This is a genomic window from Caproiciproducens galactitolivorans (assembly GCF_004768785.1).
GTDB lineage: Bacteria > Bacillota > Clostridia > Oscillospirales > Acutalibacteraceae > Caproiciproducens > Caproiciproducens galactitolivorans.
The window spans coordinates 36,635-58,604 of record NZ_SRMQ01000011.1; the positions used below are offsets into that span (position 1 = coordinate 36,635).

Here is a 21,970-nt window from a genome sequence, read left to right on the forward strand (position 1 = left end):
ATTTCAGGTGTAAAATTTTGTCAATTAAAATTACCTTATGAATATTTTTTTAAATTTTGGTGAAATATACTGAATATTTAAACAGATTAGTAAAAAAGCTTCCAAAGAAATGGAAGCTTTTTCTGAATTTATTTGCTACTTTAGAATTTTATCTAATATGTTCATAATTTCATTCAATTTTTCATTTGAGTCGGTGGAATCCCCCTTTTCAAGGGCTTCCCGCACACAGGAATCCAGATGCGCATGCATAATTTCAAGGTTTGTTTTGCGCAAAATCGCCTGCGTTGCCATCAACTGGTTGGATATATCAATACAGTAGCGATCGTCCTCCACCATTTTCAGAAGCCCGTCCAGCTGGCCTCTGGCCGTTTTCAACAAGCGGGTTATTTTCGCTTTATCCGCTTTCATTTTTGCCCTCCGCCTTTTCTTTCATTATTTCCCGAACAATCCCTTTTTCTCTTGAATAGAAACCGCCTCGTAGCCGGCTTCGCTTACCGCATTTTTCAGAACCTCGTCGGAGACATCCGCTTTCAGCGTTACTGTGGCTTTTTTTTGCTTCAGATCCACCTTCGCCTCGACCCCCTCGATGGCGTTCAGGGCTTTTTCCACCCTAGCCTTACAGTGCTCACAGCTCATGCCGTTGATTTGAATTACTTTTTTCATCATTGAATCTCCTTCCGTTTCTGATAATAATTGTTGCTTCCGCACGCCCCAGTCAGGCCGGAAAAACTTCAGCCGGAGTGCGTTTGTCACCACACAGACCGAGCTCAGGCTCATTGCAGCCGCGGCAAACATCGGGTTCAGCTTCCAGCCGAACAGGGAATAAAACGCGCCGGCCGCAAGCGGAATGCCTATGCTGTTGTAAAAGAACGCCCAAAACAGGTTTTCCTTGATATTCCGGATAACCGCTTTGCTAAGCTGAATGGCGGTTACCGCATCCTGCAAATCGTTTTTCATAAGCACAATATCCGCCGATTCCATTGCAATATCCGTTCCCGCGCCAATGGCGATGCCGACATCCGCCCTTGCTAGAGCCGGCGCGTCGTTGATGCCGTCCCCCACCATGGCAACCTTCCGGCCGGACTGCTGGATTTTACGGATTTCGCTTTCCTTATCCTGCGGGAGCACCTCAGCCACAACCCGGTCGATCGCAAGCTGTTTCCGGATGGATTCGGCTGTTTTTTGATTATCGCCCGTGAGCATGACAACATCCAGTCCCATGGATTTTAATTGCCGGATTGCTTGTTCACTAGTGGGTTTTACCACGTCGGCCACGGCGATGATGCCCATCGGCTTTTTGCTCTTTGCAAAATACAGAGGTGTCTTCCCGCTTTCCGCGAACACATCCCCCTGTTCCCCAAGAGACGACACATCCACTTCCATGCGGTTCATATAGGCCAAATTCCCGGCGAAGTACGGTTCTCCGTTGATTTCCGCCGTGATTCCCAGCCCGGACAAGGCGTTAAAATTCTGTACGGGTTGAGGGTGGATTCCCATTTCCTCTGCTTTCTCTACGATTGCCTCTGCCAGGGGATGCTCCGAAAGCTTTTCAATGGATGCCGCCGCTGTAAGCAATTCCTGCTCCGTCACACCTTTGGAAGCGACAATATCCGTTACAACCGGCCTGCCCTCCGTTATGGTTCCCGTCTTGTCGAGGACAATCGTTTTTACCATATGGGCGGTTTCCAGCGCCTCGGCGGATTTAATAAGGATACCGTTCGACGCCCCCTGACCGGTTCCTACCATAATCGCCACCGGCGTGGCCAGCCCCAGCGCGCACGGACAGGAAATAACCAGCACGGAAATTCCTATGGACAGGGCGAAGGGAAAGGATTGTCCTACAAAAAGCCATACGGCTGCGGACAGCACGGCAATCGCAATGACCACCGGAACAAAAACGCCGCTGATTTTATCCGCAAGCTTGGCAATCGGCGCTTTGGAGGCACTTGCGTCCTCCACAAGCGCAATAATCTGCGCCAGCGTGGTGTCGTTTCCTACTTTTTCCGCCCTGAATTTTAAGAAGCCGGACTTATTCATAGTTGCGGCAACCACCTTGTCGCCCGCTTGTTTTTCTACCGGAATGCTTTCGCCCGTAAGCGCGGACTGGTCAACCGCCGAGTTTCCTTCCATGACTGTGCCGTCCACCGGAATACTCTGTCCCGGCCGGACAAGCACGATATCCCCCACTACAACCTCTTCGACCGGCACCTCCGCTTCGGTTTCCCCGCGCAGGACGGTCGCCGTTTTCGGAGCCAGGTTCATCAGCTTTGCAATCGCCTCGGATGTTTTTCCCTTTGACCGCGCTTCCAGATATTTGCCAAGCGTGATCAATGTCAGAATGGTTGCGGCCGACTCAAAGTACAAATCCATGCTGTACTGCATTACCAGTTCCATCTTATGGTGCCCAAGCCCGTAGCCGATTGCATAAAGGGCAAACACACCGTACAGCAGAGCAGCCGACGAACCGACGGCGATCAGCGAGTCCATATTGGGCGCTCCGTGAAACAAGGTTTTAAATCCAACCTGATAATATTTCCGGTTGACATACACAATCGGAAGGGTGAGCAGGAACTGGGTAAACGCGAAGGCAAAGGCATTCTCGGTCCCATGCACCAAATCCGGCAGGGGAAAGCCCAGCATATGCCCCATGGAAAGATACAGAAGCGGAATCAGGAATGCGAAGGAAACAAGCAACCGGAATTTCATGGATCGGTACTGTTCTTCGACGAAATTGCTGCGCGTATCTTTTTGGGCCTGCACTTCCCCCCGGTGAAAAACCGACACGCCGTAGCCCGCTTTTTCTACTGCTTTTATAATGGCGCTGTCCCCGGTCAGCGCGGGGTCATAATCAACAGTCATGCTGTTTGTCAGCAGATTTACATTAACCTTTTGCACGCCTTCCAGCTTGCTGACGCTCTTTTCCACATTCGCCGAGCAGGCGGAACAGGTCATCCCTGTAACTTGAAATTTTTGATTCATCAAAACACCTCCCACCCCGGTGGGGTGTATAGTCAGTATAAGCTCGGATATCCCTTTTGTCAACTGGATTTTACCTAAATTTTTTTAAAAAAGCTCCCCATCTTCGTGCGTTTTCAAACGCCCGCCGCGTTGCATAAATCCTGTTTTGTGCTAAACTTATATATTGGCTATTACGTTAGGAGGTCTATTTTTTGAAGAAAGGCTATCTTTACATCATTCTCGCAACTTTCTTTTTCAGCTCAATGGAAATCGCCTTGAAAATTTCCGCCGGTAGTTACAACCCCATTCAGCTAACTTTTTTAAGGTTCTTGATCGGCGCGCTGGTGCTGCTGCCGCTGGCGGTGCGTGAAATCCGGAAAAAGCAGATTTCTTTCCGCTTTAGCGACTGGAAATTCTTCTCATTAACCGGATTCATCTGCGTCGTTGTCAGTATGATTTTATATCAGCTCGGGATTGTATTTTCCAAAGCCTCCGTAGTTGCTGTCCTGTTCAGCTGCAACTCGGTTTTTGTTATCCTGTTTGCTTATCTGGTTTTAGCGGAAAAAATATACCGCCATACAATCCTTTCGATTGTGATCAGCGTCGCGGGTATGCTTGTCATTATTAATCCCGCCCACCTATCCGGCAATGCGGCGGGGATTGTTTTTTCCATCGGCGCGGCAATCACTTTCGCTCTATATAATGTAATCGGCCGGACAAGGAGCGACCGTTACGGAGGCATTACGCTGACCTGTTTCAGCTTTCTGTTCGGATGCGCCGAAATGCTTATTTTTATTGCGGTTACGCACATTTCCGCCGCAGCAGATTGGTTTGCCGGCGTGGGATTCCCCATGTTCGCAAACGTGCCGATCCTTGCCGGAATCCAACCGTCTTTGCTCCCGGGGCTGATCTACGTCGGTATATTTGTCACCGGTCTGGGATACACCTTTTACTTCCGCGCAATGGAGGAAACCTCAGCCGCAACCGCTTCCCTTGTTTTCTATATTAAACCTGTGCTTGCGCCGATCTTTGCTTTTATTGTGCTGAAAGAACCCATCTCAATGCAAATGTCCATCGGCATTCTTCTGATTATTATTGGTTCCTTTCTTTCGTTCATACCCGGCATCCGTCTTAAAAAGGCAAGCGAAGAGCGCAAAAGCCTTTCGGAAGATATTTAAGAAATCAAAAGTGCATTTAAGGCGGAAACTGGTGAAACAAAACACAGCCAAAACGGGCCATCCGCGGGAATTGCTCCCGCGGATGGCCCGTTCTTTCTCTTTCTTTATTCCAGTTCAAACTGCCCTGTATAAAGCTGATAGTATTTCCCACGCTGCTGAATCAGATCGTCATGGCTACCGCGCTCAATGATTTCCCCGTTCTCCAGAACCATGATGGCATTCGCGTTATGAACCGTAGACAGGCGGTGCGCGATTACGAACACCGTACGCCCTTTCATCAGCTTATCCATTCCCTTTTCAATTAGGGCCTCTGTCCGGGTATCAATCGAGCTTGTCGCTTCATCCAGAATCAGTACCGGAGGGTCGGCAACCGCCGCGCGGGCAATAGCCAGAAGCTGGCGCTGGCCCTGGCTCAGGTTCGAGCCGTCGCCGGTCAACATTGTATCGTAACCCTGCGGCAGATGCCGGATAAAGTAATCGGCGTTTGCCAACTTTGCCGCCGCAACAACCTCTTCGTCGGTGGCATCCAGCTTACCGTAGCGGATATTTTCCCGCACGGTCCCGGTAAACAGATGGGTATCCTGCAAAACCATGGCAAGCGAACGGCGCAGGTCGTCCTTGCGGATCTTTTTGATATTTATGCCGTCGTATACGATATTTCCTTCGTTTACGTCGTAAAAACGGTTAATCAGGTTGGTAATGGTGGTTTTCCCCGCTCCGGTGGAACCCACAAACGCAATCTTCTGCCCCGGTTTCGCATAAAGGGAAACGTCATGCAGAACGGTTTTCTTTCCGTCATAGCTGAAGGTAACGTCTTGGAAACGGACGTCGCCGTTCAGCTTCGTATACGTGGTCGTACCGTCGCTGTGCGGATGCTTCCATGCCCAGAGCCCTGTGCGCTCCGACGTTTCCGAAAGGCTTCCGTCCTCATTTTCTTTTACATTGACAAGCGTTACGTAGCCGTCATCCGTTTCCGGCTCGGCGTCGATTACTTCAAAAATACGCTCCGCACCGGCAAGCGCCGCCAGAACCACGTTGAATTGCTGCGAAATCTGGGTAATCGGCTGCGAAAAGGTTCTTGTGTACTGCAGGAAGGAGGCGATCGAACCGATGTCCATTCTTCCGGTAATCACAAGCGCCGCGCCGGCGGCGGCCGTCATTGCGTAGTTTACATAGGTAAGGTTGCCCATAATCGGCATCAGGACATTTGCGAAAAAGTTCGCGTTAGTCGCCGCCCGGCGCAGATTTTGGTTCAGTACGCCGAATTCCTTCTTCACCTGGTCTTCATGGCAGAAAACCTTAACCACCTTCTGCCCTTCAATCAATTCTTCAATATATCCGTTTGCGGCGCCGATCGCCTTTTGCTGTTTTTTAAAGTAATCGGCGGAATTGCCACCGACTTTCTTAATAATCAGCAGCATAACCGCAAGCATAAGCACAATAAGTAGCGTCAGGATCGGGCTGAGCACGAGCATAATGATAAAAGTTCCTACCACGGTAATCGCGGAGGACAAAAGCTGCGTTACGCCCATGGAAATTGCCTCGCGCAGGGTATCGACATCACTCGTAAAACGGCTCATCAGTTCCCCGTGCGTATGCGTATCAAAGTAGCTGATTGGAAGGTCCTGCAGCCGGTTGAACAAATCCGTACGCACAGCATTCAGCGTCCGGTTTGCCGCCTTTACCATAAGCTGGGTATATAGAAATGTGGCGAGGACGCCGACAAGGTAGACGCCACCCATTATGAAAACCATCTTTACAAACAGCAAAAGATCCTGGGCCGTAACCGGTTTGCCGATCAGCGGCACAATGCTGTTCACCACAGGTTTTATAAAATACGTACCCGCAACATTTGCGCAGGAAGCAATCAAAACAAAAAGAATGATAAGAATGAACCTTACCTTCTGACGGACAATGTAGCCCATAACTCTGGATAAGGTTTTCCGGATGCTTTTCGGCTTTGCACCCGTTGCAGCTCTTCTCGGTCCCGGCATCAGTCATCAACCCCTTTCTGTTGGGATTCGTATACCTCGCGATAAATTTCGCTGGTGTGCAGCAATTCCTCATGGGTTCCAACCGCGCTGATTTCTCCTTCGTTCATTACGATAATCCGGTCGGAATCGCATACCGAGGTAATGCGCTGTGCAATGATAATGGTGGTAATATCCCGGCGCTTTTCCCGAAAGGCTTCGCGGATTTTTGCGTCCGTTGCGGTATCCACCGCGCTGGTGCTGTCGTCTAGAATCAGAATCTTCGGGTTCTTCAGCAACGCGCGCGCAATGCAAAGGCGCTGTTTCTGCCCGCCGGACACATTGACGCCGCCCTGCCCCAAGTCGGTTTCGTAACCGTCCGGGAAGCTCATAATGAAGTCGTGCGCCTGTGCTGCTTTACAGGCCTCCACAATCTGCTCGTCCGTCGCGTTTTCATTTCCCCACTTCAGGTTTTCCTTGATCGTTCCGGAAAACAGCACATTCTTTTGCAGCACCATGCTTACCGCGTCGCGAAGCTCCCTGATTTTATAGTCCCGAACATCTCTGCCGCCGACAAGCACCCGGCCCTCGGTCGCATCGTACAAGCGCGGAATCAATTGGACCAGCGTGCTTTTCGCACTACCCGTCGCGCCGATAATGCCGATGGTTTCCCCCGATTTAATATCCAGATTAATATGCTTGAGGATATTCTCGTGCGCGCTGCGGTTGTAGCGGAACGAAACGTCCTCGAAGCAAATGGAGCCGTCCTTGACCTTAAGCCCTTCCTCCGCTCCCTCATCCGTTATATCAATACGTTCTTCCAGCACTTCCACAATGCGGCTTGCGGAAGCCCTGGATATAATCATCTGAATAAACACCATGGAGAGAAGTATCAATTGAATGAGAATCTGTGTAACATAACTGACAAAGCCGATCAGCTCACCGGTCTTCATCCCGCCGACGATAACCATGTTGCCCCCGAACCACATGATGGACACAATGCAGGCATACATGGTCAACTGCATGACGGGCATATTCAATTGAAGGATGCGCTCCGCCTTAATAGAGGCGGTCATCAGGCCATCGTTTGCATTTTTGAATTTCATCTTTTCATGCATGGAACGCACAAAAGCCTTTACCACACGGATGGATATCAGGTTTTCCTGCACCGAAGCGTTCATCGCGTCGTATTTCCGCAGCATCGCCTGAAATTTTGGAAATGTGGCAATTCCGATGGTAAACAGCATGAACGCCAGTACGGGAATCGCCACCAAGAAAATGGTTACCAGCCTGGAATTGATATAATACGCCATAAAGGTAGCACCCACCAGCATAATCGGCGCGCGCACCGCAATGCGAATCAGCATCATAAACGCCATCTGCACATTGCTAACGTCCGTTGTCAGCCTGGTAACCAGCGACGCGGTACTGAATTTGTCCACATTCGAAAAGGAGTATTCCTGTACTTTTTCAAATAATCCGGCGCGTATCTCGCTGCCGAAGCCCATACTGGCAACCGACGAAAAGCGCGCGGAAACAGTTCCCATCAAAAGGGATAGCAGCGCCATGATAACCATAATCCCGCCGGTCCTAACCACATAGGAGATATCCTTGCTGGAAATCCCTCTATCGACAATCTCGGCCATTAACACCGGGATCCGAATTTCAATTAACACCTCGCAAATAATGGTTGCCGGCGCAAGGAGCGTAGCCCACCAATATTTACGCACAAAAGGTGCAAGCCTCTTTATCAAATGGATCCTTCCTTTCCCCGCAATTGCGCATGTTTTTCATTTGTCATCGTTTGAATAAGAGAGAACATCGTTTTACCTCGGAATTCATCCGTTGTCAAGTTTGCTATCACACGGCTCAGATACTCTTTAAACAGAGCGGTCTCCTCTTCCGAAAAACCTTCGAACATCTGCAAATCAATCATATCAAACGCCCGGCGGCATTGATTCATCTGAGCCCTTCCCTTTTCGGTAATCGAAATACGGGTGCGCCGCAAATCATTTTCATCGTTTTCTTTTTCCAGCAGTCCGGTTTTCTGCATACGCTTAACGGAAGTCGCTATGGAAGGCGGGGACACTTGAAGCGTATCCGCAAGCTCTCTCTGCGTGCATTTCTCGTGCTTTTCCACATATTCCAAAATTGGAAATTGCCCAAAATAAATATCCGTCGCCGAAAGTGCGCGGTGAACGTATATTCGGTGAAGGATATGGATCTGTCCCAACAGACCAACGATAAAGCGTATATCGTCATTCATCAAAATCCCCTCCTTATAATTTAACCGGTTAAAAATTAACCGGTTAACTATTTTAATCCGATTATTGTGAAAAGTCAAGATAAAAATTAATCCTTATTTTGCATAGCGGCAAGTACAAAAGTATGAAAGCATAAATCGGGCGTCCCGTATGTACGGTACGCCCCTTTGATTGTTCTGCTTTTGCTCCGCTGTTTGCATTTTACTTCGGTTTTAAAATTCCGAAAAGAGAAACCGCCCCGCAAAACGCGGAGCGGCTTTGTATATTATGGCTTAAATTATACCTTCTGTAATTTGCTTGTAAGTACTCTTTGTAATATTTCAGAAATAAATACAATCTGTATTTATCTTTTCAGCACCCGCTTTACGATTGCAATTTCTTCCTTGCTGGGGAAAAGCAACTTGTAAAACGGCGTCTGTGTAAAACGGCAGAAAATAACAATGGAGGTTACCCCCTGCGCTGTCAGGGAAACAGAGGTCGACAATGCCGCGCCATTGATCCCCAAACCGGGAATTAGCAAAAAACTAAAGATGATGTTAAACGCCACGCCGATGGCAGTAGGGATAATGTTCAATTCCGGTTTGCCATAAGCCGCGATGGAATTATTAAGCACCTTCGCGTAAGTGATAAAAATAGAACCCACAATCAGGATGCGTAGCGCGGGAACAGCCGCAATATATTTCGGAAATATAATCGGTACGAAAACCTGTGCGACTACAGTCAGCAAAAAGGCACAGATGAAAGTGATATAGGTCACGATTTTACAGGACATCAGCGTCAGCTTCACCTTATCCTCCTGTACCCTCATTCCGGCAATCCGCGACATGATGACCATGCTGACAGCATTCGGCAAGAGCCAAACCTGCTCCATCAAAGTGGACGCAAAGGAATAAACGCCGAGCGCAGCGACTTTATAATACCCCTTTACAATAAAATTTGCGGCGTAAGTATTTAGGTAAGTCAAAATATTGGAAATATGGGATTTCAAGCTGTATTTTACAATCGCCCCGGCGCCGACAACAATGTCGTTTTCCTCCGGAATCTCTTGCTCCGGGCCGCGACGAAGTGCAAAAATGCACATAAAAATCATCGCAACCATAATCAGGATGCTGGAAAGGATAATCACCATCGGCGTTTTCCAGAAAAATACGCTGAACGCGAAAACCGTCGTCAGAATCCGCTGAATCAGCGTAATGATATTGTACGCGCTGAATTTATTTTCCCCGCGCAGAACACAGGTGTAAATCGTGGATAAAAAGGAAAAGACACCGTAAACAACGGCGAGCGCGCTGTAAAGAAACGGAGTATCGGCAAAGTAACTGTCCCGAAGGATGAACACGCTGGCAAAGCCCACAACGGCAATCAGCACAATAATCCAGATACAAATGGTTGTGAGCGCCTTTCTCACATTTTTCAAGCCGTAGCGAGAGGTGTAATAAATAACCGCCGAGCTGACGCTCATGGATAGGAAAGTAACCAAAAGCGTGCCTACATACTGCAATTGGGTAATATACCCTTTGGAAGCCGGATCCAGAATGCCGGTGATAACAAGCGAGGAAACAAAGCCCATAACCGCGCCGAAAAGGGTGGTTCCGAAGGTACTGAGTGCATCACGCACGATCGAACTTCTGATTTTCGGTTCTTTTTTATCTTTCATCAACGAAACTCCTAATACCTTAATCTGTACAAACATGCATAAGGTATATTATAGCATGGCAGATGAAAGATAACAATATTTGGGGAATTATTGGCGCAGGCGGCCGGTAATTTTATAATCAAACAGAGCCTTAGAGATGGCAAGGAATAAGGGGACCGCCACGCAGTCCGCGATAATGGCATTGGTCAGGCTTGCGCAGCCCTTGGTTATTAGGAGCATCTGAATCGCCTGTGCGGAATTTCCCAAAAGCACCGCTTCAATATAGGATTTGGTCAGGTACAAAATACTATAGGTAAGGGACCCGGAAACCGCGGCTATGATCAGGCGGGAAAGTTTTTTCTTCGCCTGCTTCCCGCCGTTTGCTATGGTTCCGCACACAAACGCCATGATAAATTTAAAGACAAGCGTAAAAGGCGCGCTGGAGGCCCAGCCTCCGGTTATGTCGAAAATAAACGAACCGACTCCCGCGGCAAGACCCCCGTAAAGCGGCCCGAGCACAAGGCCGGACAGGATACAGAACACATTTCCCAAACTGAGCATCGTTCTATCGCCCAAAACAGGAATTGGGATATTCATATAGGTTCCAACCAGCACCAAAGCACCCATCAGCCCAGTTAAGGCAATACTTACCGTCGTTTTTTTATTCTTCAGCATATTCATAAAAAGTCCTCCTTAGCCACGCAGTTCCGTCCCGCCGAGGCGGTTTTTGATATTCACCCTGTCCAGCGCATTGCCGGCAAGAATATAAATAACCGCGCTCGAACCAGCCTGAACTAGGTTTGCGGGGATTTCCACCAGCGGGGATACAAAGCTGTGATAGAGAAACACTTGCGTAAGATAGTATCCGCCAACACAGATAGCACCTGCAAAAACCGCAGCGGCAATATTCCGCTTCGTAACAATTTTCCTGCCCGCCGAAGCAAAGCAAAGAACCATTGCCGATTTTATCAGGAAGGTCGGAAGGGCGTAAACAACGCTTCCGGTCATCGCATCGGACAGCGCCTCCCCGATTCCTCCCGCCGCAACGGCAAGCGGCGTAGGCAGGACGCTTGCCGCAAGGTAAAGCACCGCGTCGCCCAAATGGATATATCCGCCCGTCGCCGGGGTTGGAATGTGAAGAACATATGCTGTAACCAAAAAAATCAGTGCGGCAAACAAAGCCGTCAAAACATAGGTTTTTGTATTGTATTGTTTCGTCTCCATAAAAACCACTCCTTTTCTTGAACTGCTTTAAAGCTGTGCTATAATAATAGCGGATAACTGTTCATATTAAAATATACAGTTTATAAAAATTTGACCAGTACAGTTCAAGGAGCAAAGCATGACATACGACTTTCTTCTTTTAGATAATCAATCCGATACGCCGCTGTATCAGCAGCTCTACCTTTCCATTCAGTCTGCCATTCATGCGGGACATCTGAAAAAAGGGGACCGGCTCCCTTCCATACGGAAACTGGCGGAAGATTTGAAGTTAAGCTGCACGACGGTCGAAACGGCCTATCAGCAGCTCAGCGTGGAAGGATACATTCAATCCCGCCCTCGGCGCGGATATTTCGTGCTGACCTCTGTCCGCGACGAAACCGCAAGACAGAAGTCCGTACAGATCAGCCCGAATCCGACCCGCCGCGCAAAAATCCGCTACAATTTCGGAAGCGACAGCGTAGATAGTGAAAACATTGACCTCAAAGCCTGGCGCCGCCATATCCGCGACGTGCTGAACCGACATGATGTCTTAGCTTCCTACGGCGAGCACCAGGGCGAGCAGGCGCTGCGCGAAGCCCTTTCGGCGTACAGCTATGGCGTGCGCGGCGTTGTCGCCGCCCCAGAGCAAATCGTCATCGGCGCGGGTACGCAGCCGCTGCTTTCCATTCTGTGCGGCCTGCTAGGCAAAACCAGCCGTCGCGTTGCGATGGAAGAGCCCGGCTTTTTACAGGCGGAACAGGTATTCGGCGATTGTGGCCTGACGGTTGTGCGTCTCCCCTCCGACGAGAGCGGGATCCGCATGGACGCACTAAAGGAAAGCGAAGCAAAAGTATTGTTTATCAGTCCGTCCAACCGGATTCAAACCGGGATGAGCCTTCCGATGAACCGACGCTACGAGTTGTTAAACTGGGTGCAGGAAACCGGAGCGATTATTATTGAGGACGACTACAACGGCGAACTGCGCTATAAAGCCAGACCCATCCCCGCTATGCAGGGCATGAACGGGGAGCAGATCGTCTATATTGGTTCGTTTTCCAAACTGCTTCTGCCCTCCGTTCGAATCGGATACATGGTGCTTCCCCCGAAGCTGTTGGAACGCTACCGCGCGCGGGCAAACCGCTACAATCAAACCGCTTCAAAAACCGAACAGCTCGCCCTGAGCAATTATATTAAAAGCGGGCAAATGGAGCGCCAACTTCGGCGGCTGCGCAAGCTTTACGCCGCAAAAAGCACGCAGCTGATAAAGGCCTTAAAAAACGCATTCGGAGACCGAATTGAAATCCTGCTGGAAGAAACCCTCCTTAGTGTAATCCTGACGGTAAAAACCGATAAAACCGCGGCGAAGCTGTGCGAGCTCGCGGAAAAACAGGGCGTTGCCATTATGCCGGCAAAGGGTTCCAGTTTTCCAAAGGTGATGCTCGGATTTGCGGGCATTCCCATTGATGACATTGAAGACGCGGTTGCGTACCTGAAAAGCGCATGGAAATTTGCCCTATAGCCATTGCAAATAGAAATCGAATCATGAAGGGATGTACTTTTGCAGCTCTGAATTGTTATTTCCCATTCGAAGGAGTAAAATAGAAAAAAATACCGACAAAAGGAGCATTAATGGATGAAAGCATATGAAAGATTATTAAAATATGTGACCTTTGACACGACCTCGGACGAGAATGCGCCGGAGGACCGCTGTCCCAGTACGGACAACCAAAAGCTGCTGGCAAAGGCGCTGGTGGAGGAAATGAAAGCCCTCGGCATCAGCGACGCCGAAATGGACAAGGACGGCTACGTTTACGGCACGCTCCCCGCCAACTGCGGCGAAAAAACGCCTGTAATCGGGCTGATTGCCCATATGGATACAAGCCCCTCCGCAAAGGGCGCGGATATCAACGCCCGGATTGTGAAAAATTACGACGGCGGCGACATTCTGCTCAATAAGGAACGCAATATTGTCCTTAGCCCGGCGGAGTTCGGAAGCCTTGTGGATTACAAAGGCAAGGACCTGATTGTGACGGACGGCACCACTCTTCTGGGCGCCGACGACAAGGCCGGTATTGCGGAAATCCTGACCGCCGTCGAACAGTTGCAAAACAGCGGAATAAAACATGGAAAAATCGCGGTTGCCTTTACGCCGGACGAGGAAATCGGGCGCGGGGCGGACAGGTTCGACGTAAAACGCTTCGGAGCGGATTTTGCCTATACGGTGGACGGCGGGAAGCTGGGCGAAATCGAGTACGAGAATTTTAACGCGGCGTCCGCCGTCGTAACGGTTAACGGCGTAAACATTCATCCGGGCGACGCGAAAAACCGGATGAAAAATGCACAGCTCATGGCGATAGAATTCAATTCCATGCTTCCGCCGAACGAAATTCCTTCCTGCACGGAAGGTTACGAAGGCTTCCATCACCTGTGCCACATGGAAGGCGACGAAGAAAAGGCAGTCCTCCACTATATAATCCGCGACCATGACATGGACAAATTCACCGAAAAGAAAGCCCGTTTCGAGAAAATCGCCGTGTACCTGAATGAAAAATACGGGAAAAATACGGTTGAACTGAACCTAAAGGATTCCTACTATAATATGAAGGAAAAAATCGCACTGCATATGCACATCATCGACCGGGTAAAGAAAGCCATGCGCGACGCGGGCGTGGAGCCGGAAATCGTGCCGATCCGGGGCGGAACGGATGGCGCGCGCCTGTCGTTTATGGGGCTGCCCTGTCCCAACCTTTCCACCGGCGGGCACAATTTCCACGGCCGTTTCGAGTACATCCCGGTACAGGCAATGGACAGCATGGTCGAAGTAATAATTAATATCTTGAAAGCATTTTGAATTTTTGTATCGCATTTTATTCAAAAATATGATATAGTAAAGTGATAAAGTGCAGTCGCTTTTTTCCCGAAGATTATTGAATTTTCATTGAAGCGCAAGGTACTTTATGGTATAATTTTGTTTTATAATATAGAAATGCTAAAGGGGACTATGGGATTATGATTTGTGTCAACCAATATCGCACACATCTGTGCGGTGAAATCAGCGAGAATGACATTGGCCGCGAAGTACGCGTCGCAGGCTGGGTCGAAAATATCCGCGACCACGGCGGCGTAAAATTCGTCGATCTGCGTGACCATTACGGCATCGTTCAGATCGTCATCTACGACAATAATCTGCTGAATAATGTCACAAAAGAATCCACTGTTTCCGCCGCCGGTAAAGTCGTGCTGCGTGACCAGGATACCATTAATCCCAAAATAAAGACCGGTACTGTGGAAGTGAAGGTAACTTCGCTCACCGTTCTGGGCAAATCGCTTTCCAACCTGCCGTTTGAGGTGGAAATGTCGAAAGAAACCAAGGAGGATCTTCGCTTAAAGTACCGCTTCCTTGATTTGCGCAACCCGAAGGTGCACAAAAATATTGTTCTGCGTTCGCAGATTCTTTCCTTTCTGCGTAACAAGATGACGGAGCTGGGCTTTCTGGAAATCCAAACCCCGATTCTTTCCGCTTCATCTCCGGAAGGCGCGCGCGATTACCTGATTCCAAGCCGGAAGCACCCGGGCAAATTCTACGCGCTGCCGCAGGCTCCGCAAATTTTCAAGCAGCTTCTGATGGTATCCGGCTTTGACCGCTATTTCCAGATTGCGCCCTGCTTCCGGGACGAGGACGCCCGCGCGGACCGTTCTCCGGGCGAATTTTATCAGCTGGACTTCGAAATGGCCTTTGCCACGCAGGAGGATGTTTTCTCCGTTGCGGAGGAAGTTCTGAGCGAGACATTTTCGAAATTTTCCGATAAAACCGTATCCAAAGCGCCGTTTCCGCGCATTCCGTTCCAGGAAGCCATGCTGAAATACGGCACAGACAAACCGGATCTGCGCAATCCGCTGGAAATCATCGATATTTCCGATTTATTTGAAAACACGGACTTTGCCCCGTTTAAGGGCAAAACCGTCCGGGCAATCAACGTGCCGGACTGCGTTTCCCAGCCGAAGAGCTTCTTTGAGAATATGCTGAAATTTGCAACGGATATCGGCATGAAGGGGCTCGGCTACATCAGCGTAACCGGTGAAAACGAATATAAAGGCCCGATCAACAAATACCTGTCCGAGGAAGACCGTGCAGAGCTTATCCGCCGCGCAGGGCTGAAACCCGGTTGCGTCATTTTCTTTATTGCAGACGACCGCGAAAACGCGCCGAAGTTTGCCGGGCAAATCCGCACCCAGCTTGGTGAACGGCTGAACCGGATTGACAAGGATTCCTATCAGATGTGCTTCATCGTTGACTTCCCCATGTATGAAATCGATGAGGAAACCGGCAATTATGTCTTCACTCATAACCCGTTTTCCATGCCGCAGGGCGGTATGGACGCGCTTCTGAACAAAAAGCCGGAGGATATCCTTGCCTACCAGTACGACATTGTCTGCAACGGCGTTGAGCTTTCTTCCGGCGCGGTTCGCAACCACGACCTGGAAATCATGGTGAAAGCCTTTGAAATTGCCGGCTATACGGAAGAAGACATTAAAAATAAGTTCACTTCGCTTTATCACGCCTTCCAGTACGGCGCGCCGCCGCACGCGGGTATGGCGCCGGGCGTGGACCGCATGATTATGCTGCTTACCGGCGAGGAAAACATCCGCGAAGTTATCGCTTTCCCGATGAATTCTAACGCGCAGGACGTATTGATGGGCGCGCCGAACGAGGTAACCGAGCGGCAGCTGCGCGAAGTGCATATCCGCCTGAGAAAGTAAAGCCGAAGGAGGCATTTTTATGGTCACGCATGAAGACATCCTGAATATTGCAAATCTGGCGAAGCTTTCCGTCAGCCCCGAAGAATTAGACGAGCTTACAAAGGATATGAATGAGATTATCGGCTTTGCCAATACCATTAACGACGCCTGCCCGCAGGCAACCGATTTTGATAATATCAACGGCCTGTCCAATGCCTTCCGTGAGGATATTGTCGTTCCTTCTTATGACCGGGAGGAAATTCTTAAAAACGCGGAAAGCCAGGACGAGGGATATTTTCTGGTTAAAAAACGCATGTAGGAGGTACGGATGGAAAGTCGGATTAAAAAACTAAGCGAACAGATGGCTTCCGGGCAGATTAGCTGCCTAGAGCTTACAAAGGCCTACCTTGAGGCAATGGAAAAGGACAATCAAAAAATCAACGCCTACGTCCGCTTCACTCCGGAAACGGCACTTGAAACGGCAAAACGCGTCGACCGGAAAATTGCGTCCGGCGAACCCCTTCTCCCTTTGGAAGGGATTCCGATGACCCTCAAGGACAATATTTCCACAAAGGGAATCGAAACAACCTGTTGTTCCAAAATTCTGACCGGTTATGTGCCGATCTATGACGCGACGGTTTGGGAATTGCTGCAAAAGCAGAATGCCGTTCTGCTCGGCAAGACAAACATGGATGAGTTCGCCATGGGCTCTTCCTGTGAAACCTCCTGCTTCGGCGGCGCTTTGAATCCGCACGACACGTCCCGCGTCGCGGGTGGAAGCTCCGGCGGCGTCGCTTCGGCAGTCGGCGGCAATCTTGCCGTTTACGGGCTGGGTTCCGACACCGGCGGCTCCATCCGCCAGCCCGCCAGCTTCTGCGGGCTGACCGGCCTAAAGCCGACCTACGGCGCGGTTTCGCGCTACGGCCTGATCGCCTATGCGTCGAGCTTCGACCAGATCGGACCGATTACGCAGAACGTGGAAGACGCTGCCATCGTTTACGACACTATTTCGGTCTATGATGAAAAAGATTCCACTTCGCGCGGAAAAGTCAACGCGCCGGTCTGCGAAAGCCTAAAAAACAGCATCAAGGGCAGAAAAATCGGCATTGCGAAGGAATATTTCAACGGCATCCGAGACGACGTGAACAGCGCGATACAAAACGCAATTAAGGTTTTCGAATCGCTGGGGGCACAGATTGTCTATTTTGATATGCCCTCTTTGAAATACAGCCTGCCAGTGTACTATATTCTGGCCTGTGCGGAGGCTTCCTCCAATCTGGGACGTTACGACGGCATTCGCTACGGCTACAAAACCGCCCATTACGCCGACCGCAACGAAATGGTGTGCAAAACACGCAACGAGGGCTTTGGAAAAGAAGTGAAGCGCCGGATTCTGCTCGGCACTTATGTGTTGAGCGCCGGGTATTACGACGCTTACTATAAAAAGGCGCAGAACCTGCGCGGCGAGCTGATCAAAGCGTTTGAAGACGCGTTCCAAAAATGTGATGTCATGTTGGCGCCCACCGTCCCCATGACCGCCTTTCCGCTGAATTTCACAGCGAAGGACGCAGTCGAAACCTATCAGACGGATATCTGCACCGTTCCAGTGAATATTGCCGGGCTCCCCGCTGTTTCCATTCCCTGCGGGTTTGACACTGCCGGGCTTCCGATCGGCATGCAGCTGATCGGCAACCGCTTCTGCGAGGCAACCATCCTGAATATCGCGCACCAGTATGAAATTGCCACAGACGGCCAGATGTTCCGCACGGCGGAAATGGGGGTTAAGCTATGACAAAGTATGAACTGGTCTGCGGACTGGAAACACATATTGAACTCGCTACCAAAACGAAAATTTTCTGTTCCTGCACCACCGAATTCGGCGGCGAGCCGAACACGCACTGCTGCCCCATCTGCATTGGGCTTCCCGGCACGCTGCCAAAGCTGAACAAACGGGTGGTGGAGTACGCAATTTTGGCCGGTCTTGCAACGAACTGCGAAATCAGCCGCATTTCCAAAATGGACCGTAAAAACTATGTCTACCCGGACTTGCCAAAAGCGTACCAAATTTCCCAGTACGACATGCCGCTGTGCAAAAACGGCTGGGTGGAACTGAGCAATGGCCGGAAAATCCGGCTGACAAGAATCCATATTGAAGAGGACGCCGGTAAGCTGGTCCATCAGCGCAGCAACACCTATGTGGATTACAACCGCGGCGGCGTGCCGCTGATTGAGATTGTTTCGGAGCCGGACATCCGCAGCATTGACGAAGCGAAGGAATACCTTGAAAAATTGCAGCTCATCATGCGTTTTATCGGCGTTTCCGACTGCAAAATGCAGGAAGGCTCCATGCGCTGCGACGTAAACATATCCGTACGCCCGGTGGGGTCGGAGGAATTCGGTACACGGACCGAAATCAAAAATATGAACTCTTTCGCCCACATGGCAAAAGCGATGGATTATGAAATAAACCGCCAGATTGACCTTTTGGAAAGCGGAGAACAAGTTGTGCAGGAAACGCGGCGCTATAACGAAGAGGAAGAAAGCACCGAAAGCATGCGCGGCAAAGAGGACGCGCATGACTACCGCTATTTCCGCGAGCCGGATCTGGTCACCATTCAGGTATCGGAGGAAATGATCAGCGAGCTTAAGAAAAAGCTTCCCGAACTTCCGCAGCAAAAGGCGAAACGCTATATGGAAGAACTTGGGCTTCCGGAAGCCGACGCCCTGCTCTTGACGCAGTACCGCAGGATCTCCGAATATTTTGAAGCGGCCATAAAGGGCGTAAAGAATCCGAAAACCGTCGCAAACTGCATAATCGGCCAGATGTTCAGCCGTCTGGAAGGCGAAGGCGCTAAGGAAAACTTCTCGGTAAAGGTAACACCTGAAAATCTGAACGCTCTGGTACGCCTTTTGGATGAAGGCAAAATCCGGATGAACCTATTAAAGGCTACGCTTGAAAAAATGCTCGACACCGGAAAAAAACCTAGTGAACTGATCAGCGAAAGCGATATGGGCGGCTTGGATCCGGATGCGCTCAGAGCCGCCTGCGAACAAGCAATTTCCGCGAATCAAAACGCGGTATCCGATTACCTTGGCGGCAAAGAAAAAGCCCTGAAGGCCATTCTGGGCACCGTAATGAAGGCTACACGAGGAAAAGCAGATGCAATCGAAGCGGAGAAGCTTCTGGTCCAGCTTATTAAAAAATAAAACTGCCGCGCGGAATCATCCGCCGGCAGCCGGAAAGTTAAGAAATATAAGAGAACGGGGGCGCTGCAATCGGCGCCCCCGTTTTTCAATGCTTTACTGAATATAACTGATGTCGTCGGTGCAGCGTTCCTTGGGAGGCGCCGCGTGCTCCTTTGCGTAACCTACCGCAACGCTGCCATATGGGACATACCCCTCCGGCAGCTTCAGACGGCTAAGAATTTTGTCGCTCCGCAAAGCATCCAAAGCGGAACAGATATAGCACGTGCCAATCCCCAGCGCCTCGGCAGCAAGCATAATATTCATAATTGCACAGGCACAGTCCTCGCGCCCATACTTCGCCTCCTGCGGAGCGGAGAGCACAATGACCGTCGGCGCATGATAGAACGGGGAATCGTTTTCGTTTCCAGTAGCTGCAGCAGCGATTTCCGCAAGGAACTGCTTATTCTGAATAACGGTAAAATGCCTCGCTTGAAGCCCCCTTGCCGTTGGTGCATATTTTGCTGCATGCAGAATATCGGCCAGCTCTTCTTCTGAAACCTGTTCCGGCCGGTAGGAGCGGACAGAGCGCCGTTCGAGCAATGTTTCAATAACGCGGTTGTATGACATTTTCTATTTCCTCCTTTACTCGCGCGCGTCCCCGGCGCGCTTTTCCAAGTTATAATTGTTACCATTATAGCGTAGCTGCTCTCTTTTCGCAATTACATTTTTTGAATATATTATAAAATCAGGAGTAAGCAAAAGAAAGCGCAGAGCGGTGTAAATTTCCGCCCTGCCAATGGAAAACAAGTTCAAAGGCGGGTGCAAATGCGCCCGCCTTTTGCTTGGTTATTCGTAACGCAGTGCTTCGATCGGATCGAGCTTCGCCGCCTTGCTTGCGGGGTAGTAGCCAAAAAATATGCCGATGCACATGGAGAAGCCCACGCTGATGATGATGACCGGTATGGAAATCTTTAAGGTGGCATGGAGCAGGTTCACGCCGATGGACGCTAACCCTATTCCTAAAAGCACGCCGATAATTCCACCGATTACACAAATGATAATCGATTCCACGATGAACTGCATTTTAATATAAATGCTTCGCGCGCCCAGCGCCTTGCGGGTACCGATTTCGCGCGTCCTTTCGGTTACGGAAACCAGCATGATATTCATTACGCCGATTCCGCCTACCAAAAGCGCAATCGCCGCGATCGCCGCAACAGCGACGGAAATGGTATTTAGTGTAGAGGTAGCTTGTTCCAAATAACTTTCCATATTCTGAATCTGGCAAGTGTATTTCTCATTGTTGGCATAAAGCCCGTCAAAGTACTTCTGCACGGTATCCGCGAATACGGCTGTGTCGACGGTCGGCTTCGATTTTACCATAAAGTACTGGAAATTCTTATTTTCCGCCGTCTGTTGCGCGACCGTAACGGGAATGTACAGCGTGGTGCTGATATCCTTATCCGAAGCAGTCTGCCCCCCTCCCTGAAAGGCGTTCTGCTCGTACTTGTACACGCCGACAATCGTATAGGAATCAACGCCGTCATCCTTGTAGATATTGATTTCCTTTCCTAGTGGGTCCGTTTTATCCTTGAAGATATTGTGTACCAGCTTATCCGATACAACCGCCGCCTTGCGCATGGCATTGACGTCCTTCGCTTTCAGAAAGCGACCCTTCAGCATTTTTATATTACTAATTTCCTTGGTGCCTTCGTTTGCGCCCTCAATGCTTACATTTGCGTACAGCCGGCCATCCTTTACCTTGCCGCTGCCCCCGCCGCACGTAACCGACAGCGCGCCGATCTGATCAGCGTACCGCTCCTGAAACCGCTCCAGCTGTTCCAGGGAGATTAAATCGTCATCGTCGATTTTTCCGCTCGGGCCCCTGCCATCCTGGTCGTCCCGCTCCGCCACGTTCACCATGATATTGTTGGCGCCCATGGACGAGAACGTATCCGACACGCTGGAAGTTACCGCATTTCCGATGGTAACGATGGCAATGACCGAGCCGATGCCGATGATGATGCCGAGCATGGTAAGCAACGCCCGGACTTTATTTGATTTTAATCCTGCAATCGCAAGAAGTATGTTTTCTTTCAGGAACATGAAGCTTCCACCTTTTCTTCCTGCTTCGGATTATTGGAAACGTCGGATATGATCATCCCGTCCTTAATGGTTATAATCCGTTCTGTTTCGGAGGCCAAATCATTGTTGTGGGTAATCAGGACGATCGTCTTGCCGCCTTCTTTATGAACCTTATGCAGAAGATCCATGACCATGCGGCCAGTTGAAGAATCCAGCGCGCCGGTGGGTTCATCCGCCAGTATCATTGCCGGATCGTTTGCAAGCGCCCTTGCGATGGCCACCCTCTGCTTCTGTCCGCCGGACAGCTCATTGGGCTTATGGTGCATTCTCTCCTTCATTCCGACCAGATCGAGCAGCTCTTTAGCGCGCCTTGTGCGCATCTTTCTGTCCACGCCCGCATACAGCATCGGCAGCTCCACGTTTTTCAATGCGCTGCTGCGGGGAATCAGGTTATAGGTCTGAAACACAAACCCGATTTTCCGATTGCGAACGTCGGACATTTCATTGTCCGACATTTGTGCAACCGGAATACCGTCCAGCACATATTCCCCCGAAGTGGGGCGATCCAGCACACCGATCATATTCATCAGGGTACTTTTACCGGAACCGGAAGCGCCGACGATCGATACGAAATCCCCTTCGTTTACCGTCAAGCTGATATCCTTAATAATATGCAGCTCGTTCGGTGTCCCGATGTAAAAATTTTTTACGATGTGCTGCATATCAATAATTACTTTACCGCTCATACCT

The 21,970-nt window shown here is 50.0% G+C and carries 18 protein-coding genes; 7 read left to right on the plus strand and 11 right to left on the minus strand.

The genetic code is table 11. From position 1 onward, the window contains the following. Window positions 1-135: 135 nt before the first annotated feature. Complete coding sequence (locus CAGA_RS10550) at window positions 136-408, minus strand: metal-sensing transcriptional repressor (protein WP_135660626.1); 273 nt, start codon at window positions 406-408, stop codon at window positions 136-138. 24 nt (window positions 409-432) lie between these two features. Then, window positions 433-2,979: a heavy metal translocating P-type ATPase gene (locus CAGA_RS10555; RefSeq protein ID WP_135660627.1), complete on the minus strand. Its 2,547-nt coding sequence runs from the start codon at window positions 2,977-2,979 to the stop codon at window positions 433-435. Window positions 2,980-3,170: 191 nt separating this feature from the next. Between CAGA_RS10555 and CAGA_RS10560 the strand changes: the two genes are divergently transcribed. Further along, window positions 3,171-4,136 (plus strand): DMT family transporter, encoded by a 966-nt coding sequence (locus tag CAGA_RS10560; RefSeq protein WP_135660628.1) that lies wholly within the window; start codon window positions 3,171-3,173, stop codon window positions 4,134-4,136. A gap of 104 nt (window positions 4,137-4,240) precedes the next feature. On the opposite strand, the gene CAGA_RS10565 is transcribed toward CAGA_RS10560, so the two are convergent. The 6 genes from CAGA_RS10565 to CAGA_RS10590 form a co-directional block, all read right to left on the minus strand. Then, window positions 4,241-6,130 carry an ABC transporter ATP-binding protein gene (locus tag CAGA_RS10565; RefSeq protein ID WP_135660630.1) on the minus strand — a complete coding sequence of 630 codons (1,890 nt, stop codon included), beginning with the start codon at window positions 6,128-6,130 and terminating at the stop codon, window positions 4,241-4,243. Beyond that, window positions 6,130-7,860: an ABC transporter ATP-binding protein gene (locus tag CAGA_RS10570; RefSeq protein WP_135660632.1), complete on the minus strand. Its 1,731-nt coding sequence runs from the start codon at window positions 7,858-7,860 to the stop codon at window positions 6,130-6,132. The genes CAGA_RS10565 and CAGA_RS10570 overlap by 1 nt, the downstream gene beginning before the upstream one ends. After that, a complete protein-coding gene (locus tag CAGA_RS10575) occupies window positions 7,857-8,372 on the minus strand; it encodes a MarR family winged helix-turn-helix transcriptional regulator (protein ID WP_135660634.1) in 516 nt (171 codons plus the stop codon). Before CAGA_RS10575 ends, CAGA_RS10570 begins: the two co-directional genes overlap by 4 nt. 341 nt (window positions 8,373-8,713) lie before the next feature. Continuing rightward, on the minus strand, window positions 8,714-10,027 hold the full coding sequence (locus tag CAGA_RS10580) for a lipopolysaccharide biosynthesis protein (RefSeq protein ID WP_167875223.1): 1,314 nt from the start codon (window positions 10,025-10,027) through the stop codon (window positions 8,714-8,716). A gap of 87 nt (window positions 10,028-10,114) precedes the next feature. Then, the gene (locus CAGA_RS10585; protein ID WP_135660637.1) at window positions 10,115-10,687 is read right to left on the minus strand and encodes an ECF transporter S component; all 573 of its coding nucleotides are present in this window, start codon (window positions 10,685-10,687) and stop codon (window positions 10,115-10,117) included. 12 nt (window positions 10,688-10,699) lie between these two features. Then, complete coding sequence (locus CAGA_RS10590) at window positions 10,700-11,230, minus strand: TIGR04002 family protein (protein ID WP_135660639.1); 531 nt, start codon at window positions 11,228-11,230, stop codon at window positions 10,700-10,702. Between the two features lie 118 nt (window positions 11,231-11,348). Between CAGA_RS10590 and pdxR the strand changes: the two genes are divergently transcribed. From pdxR to gatB, 6 genes are all read left to right on the plus strand, one after another. Next, complete coding sequence (gene pdxR, locus CAGA_RS10595; RefSeq protein WP_135660641.1) at window positions 11,349-12,728, plus strand: MocR-like pyridoxine biosynthesis transcription factor PdxR; 1,380 nt, start codon at window positions 11,349-11,351, stop codon at window positions 12,726-12,728. Between the two features lie 114 nt (window positions 12,729-12,842). Next, the gene (gene pepT / locus CAGA_RS10600) at window positions 12,843-14,060 is read left to right on the plus strand and encodes a peptidase T (RefSeq protein WP_135660643.1); all 1,218 of its coding nucleotides are present in this window, start codon (window positions 12,843-12,845) and stop codon (window positions 14,058-14,060) included. A 158-nt stretch (window positions 14,061-14,218) separates the two neighbouring features. Beyond that, window positions 14,219-15,970 carry an aspartate--tRNA ligase gene (gene aspS, locus CAGA_RS10605; protein ID WP_135660645.1) on the plus strand — a complete coding sequence of 584 codons (1,752 nt, stop codon included), beginning with the start codon at window positions 14,219-14,221 and terminating at the stop codon, window positions 15,968-15,970. 19 nt (window positions 15,971-15,989) lie between these two features. Further along, on the plus strand, window positions 15,990-16,268 hold the full coding sequence (gene gatC / locus CAGA_RS10610) for an Asp-tRNA(Asn)/Glu-tRNA(Gln) amidotransferase subunit GatC (RefSeq protein ID WP_135660647.1): 279 nt from the start codon (window positions 15,990-15,992) through the stop codon (window positions 16,266-16,268). 9 nt (window positions 16,269-16,277) lie between these two features. Then, the gene (gene gatA, locus CAGA_RS10615; RefSeq protein WP_135660649.1) at window positions 16,278-17,741 is read left to right on the plus strand and encodes an Asp-tRNA(Asn)/Glu-tRNA(Gln) amidotransferase subunit GatA; all 1,464 of its coding nucleotides are present in this window, start codon (window positions 16,278-16,280) and stop codon (window positions 17,739-17,741) included. Continuing rightward, window positions 17,738-19,156, plus strand: coding sequence for an Asp-tRNA(Asn)/Glu-tRNA(Gln) amidotransferase subunit GatB (gene gatB, locus CAGA_RS10620; RefSeq protein WP_135660651.1), 1,419 nt, complete (start codon window positions 17,738-17,740; stop codon window positions 19,154-19,156). The genes gatA and gatB overlap by 4 nt, the downstream gene beginning before the upstream one ends. 93 nt (window positions 19,157-19,249) lie before the next feature. On the opposite strand, the gene CAGA_RS10625 is transcribed toward gatB, so the two are convergent. The 3 genes from CAGA_RS10625 to CAGA_RS10635 all read right to left on the minus strand — a co-directional run bounded on the left by CAGA_RS10625 (window position 19,250) and on the right by CAGA_RS10635 (window position 21,966). Next, window positions 19,250-19,762: a nitroreductase family protein gene (locus CAGA_RS10625; RefSeq protein WP_135660653.1), complete on the minus strand. Its 513-nt coding sequence runs from the start codon at window positions 19,760-19,762 to the stop codon at window positions 19,250-19,252. Window positions 19,763-19,981: 219 nt separating this feature from the next. Beyond that, on the minus strand, window positions 19,982-21,241 hold the full coding sequence (locus CAGA_RS10630) for an ABC transporter permease (RefSeq protein WP_135660655.1): 1,260 nt from the start codon (window positions 21,239-21,241) through the stop codon (window positions 19,982-19,984). Beyond that, entirely contained in the window at window positions 21,232-21,966 is a 735-nt protein-coding gene (locus tag CAGA_RS10635; RefSeq protein WP_135660657.1) for an ABC transporter ATP-binding protein, read from the minus strand. Before CAGA_RS10635 ends, CAGA_RS10630 begins: the two co-directional genes overlap by 10 nt. Window positions 21,967-21,970 lie beyond the last annotated feature (4 nt).